Consider the following 2,251-nt stretch of genomic DNA (forward strand, 5'->3'; position numbering starts at 1 on the left):
TCGACAAGATCCGCGAACGCTTCGGCAAACAGGCGGTCGGCTACGGCACGGTGGCACTGGAAGCGGCGCGCTCCGTGCCCGACGAATTCAGGGAGCTGGCGGAGAAGGAGCTTTGAGGCCAGGGCAAGGCTATGGGCCGGTACGCGAGTAGCGATGGACCCGGACGCCACTAGAGCTTGTCCCGTGCCAGGGCTCGCAGGCTATGCCGTCATGGTCGGCATCGTGAGTCGGCCAATAGCCAGGTTCGCCCCTATGCGCAGAGGCGAGGCCAACGGCACGGGCGGCAGTGCAGTTCGGGAATGCCGCAAGGTGCCTCAGCACCGAGAGAGATGTATCAAACCGAATGCCGATGAAGCCATAGATGATATAGCCCGACAACAGAATGAACGGCGCAAACAAGGCCACCCATCTCAGCCTGCCAAGGCGGCGACGGTGATAGGGTGAAGGCCGTCGCAAGAATGGCAGGAGCATTCCCCGCCAACTCCCCGGTTGGAGTGCCCGAACCAGACTAGCGTCACCCAGGTACAGTAGCAATAACGGTCATCTCCGAACGGTTTCCTGCGTTCAGAGCGCGGCTATTGGATAGCGAAACGCCAGTTCTATGCCTCGCCGTCCCAGTACCGCCTCACAGCTCCCATGTCGAAAATGCCGTCGCGCCGGCGCAAGGCGTCGACCGCCATCTTGTTGGAATCGGGATAGACGCAGACCTCGTTGGGATTTTTCTCGCCGATCATCAGATAGCGGCACGGTTCCGTACCGCTGTTGAGGAAGGAATGCCCGACCGCCAGGCCGGCGGGAAAGCAGACATAATCGCCGGCCTTCATCTCGTGACGCTCCTCGCCAAGCAGCAGCGTCACCTGCCCTTCCAGAATCAGCGCGTGCTCCTCTTCGAGCATGTGGTAGTGCCTGGGCGCCAGGCGCATGCCGGGGGCCGGCGCCTCGATCAGCATGCCGACATGATAGTCTGGTAGTCCCAAAGCCGCATAGGTCAGATGCCTGGACCGGCCGCCGAACCGCGGGCCTTCGCCCTCGACCTTCCATTCGACGGCATCGCTGGCGACAGGCGGGATCGGCACGGCTGGGGGTTTGGTGATACCGGACATCACATCCGACGGCAGCGGATCGCCGGCGGCAAGGCCGGTGTTCTCGCCGTCCCAGTAAGTTCGGGTTGCCGAGAGGTCGAAGATCGCGCGCCTGCCCAGCGCCCGCACCAGGACCTTGTTGGAGGCCGTGTAGACGACCACGTCATTCGGGTTGCGCTCGCCGACGATGACATAGCGGCACGGCGCGTCGCCGGTGTTGATGAGGCAATGCCCCGCCGCGGCACCAGCCGGAAAGCAGATGTAGTCGCCAGTCGTCATGGCATAGGCAGCGTCGCCGACATAAGCGGTCAGCATCCCTTCGAGGATGAAGACATGCTCTTCCTCGAAAATATGGTAATGCGCCGGCGACGTCTGCTTACCCGGCGGCAGTTCCTCGATCGCCACGCCGACATGGTAATTCTCGCCGAGGGCGGCAAGCGAAAGATGCCGGTAGCGCACACCGAAGCGCGGCACATCGGACCATTCCGTCCATGGCACGCTGTCCGATGCGAATGGCACGGGCGCTTTATCGTCTGCCATAGGGCCTCCCTGGTCCTGTCCCCCTGCCCTCGTCGCACTGCCATGCTGCTAGAGGATCCACGACAGGACAAAGCTGCCAGCTTCCGGCTAAACCGCCAAGCGGTGTTCGCGACGCTCCTGACAAAGCCAGACAGGAATCGCTCGCTTCAACCCCTGATCGCCTTGCCGGCCTGCTGCAGCAGTTCGAATGCCGCGAAGCGCTTGGCGTGCCAGCCGGCCAGCGTGGCATCGGGATGATAGACCTCGCCGAGTTCCGACATGCCGGCCATCGCCCGCGTCAGATCCTTGTAGGCACCGGCGGCGACCGCGCCCAGCATCGCCGAGCCGAGCAGCACCGGTTCCGGCGAGGTCGACGCCACCACCACCATGCCTGTGGTATCGGCAAGCAGCTGGCGCACCAGCGGGCTTTGGCCGGCGCCGCCGCTGACCACGATGGTGTCGACGGGAATGCCCTTGTCATGCTCGGCCCGCACGATCTGGCGCGCGCCATAGCCCAGCCCGCAGACCCCGGCGACATAGAGCCCGACCAGGCTGTCGAGGCTGGTGTCGAGATCGAGCCCGGCGATCAGCGCTCGCGCGTCCGGGTCGGCGAAAGGTGCGCGGTTGCCGAGAAACTCCGGCACCACATG

General features: G+C 64.2%; 3 protein-coding genes. All 3 read right to left on the minus strand.

All coding sequences use genetic code 11. The features are described from left to right. Positions 1-129 precede the first annotated feature (129 nt). A complete protein-coding gene (locus EOB49_RS33605) occupies positions 130-471 on the minus strand; it encodes an excalibur calcium-binding domain-containing protein (protein WP_127320209.1) in 342 nt (113 codons plus the stop codon). A gap of 128 nt (positions 472-599) precedes the next feature. Further along, positions 600-1,622: a cupin domain-containing protein gene (locus tag EOB49_RS33610; RefSeq protein WP_127320211.1), complete on the minus strand. Its 1,023-nt coding sequence runs from the start codon at positions 1,620-1,622 to the stop codon at positions 600-602. Positions 1,623-1,768: 146 nt separating this feature from the next. Beyond that, positions 1,769-2,251, minus strand: a 483-nt coding sequence (locus EOB49_RS33615) for an FGGY-family carbohydrate kinase (RefSeq protein ID WP_245472961.1), incomplete at its 5' end; no start/stop codon positions are given.

It is taken from the genome of Mesorhizobium sp. M7A.F.Ca.MR.148.00.0.0, assembly GCF_003997735.1.
GTDB lineage: Bacteria > Pseudomonadota > Alphaproteobacteria > Rhizobiales > Rhizobiaceae > Mesorhizobium.

Excerpts from the sequence above, each read along its gene's own strand:
- EOB49_RS33605 (WP_127320209.1), bottom strand. The coding sequence starts at position 471 with ATGCTCCTGCCATTCTTGCGACGGCCTTCACCCTATCACCGTCGCCGC.
- EOB49_RS33610 (WP_127320211.1), bottom strand. The coding sequence starts at position 1,622 with ATGGCAGACGATAAAGCGCCCGTGCCATTCGCATCGGACAGCGTGCCA.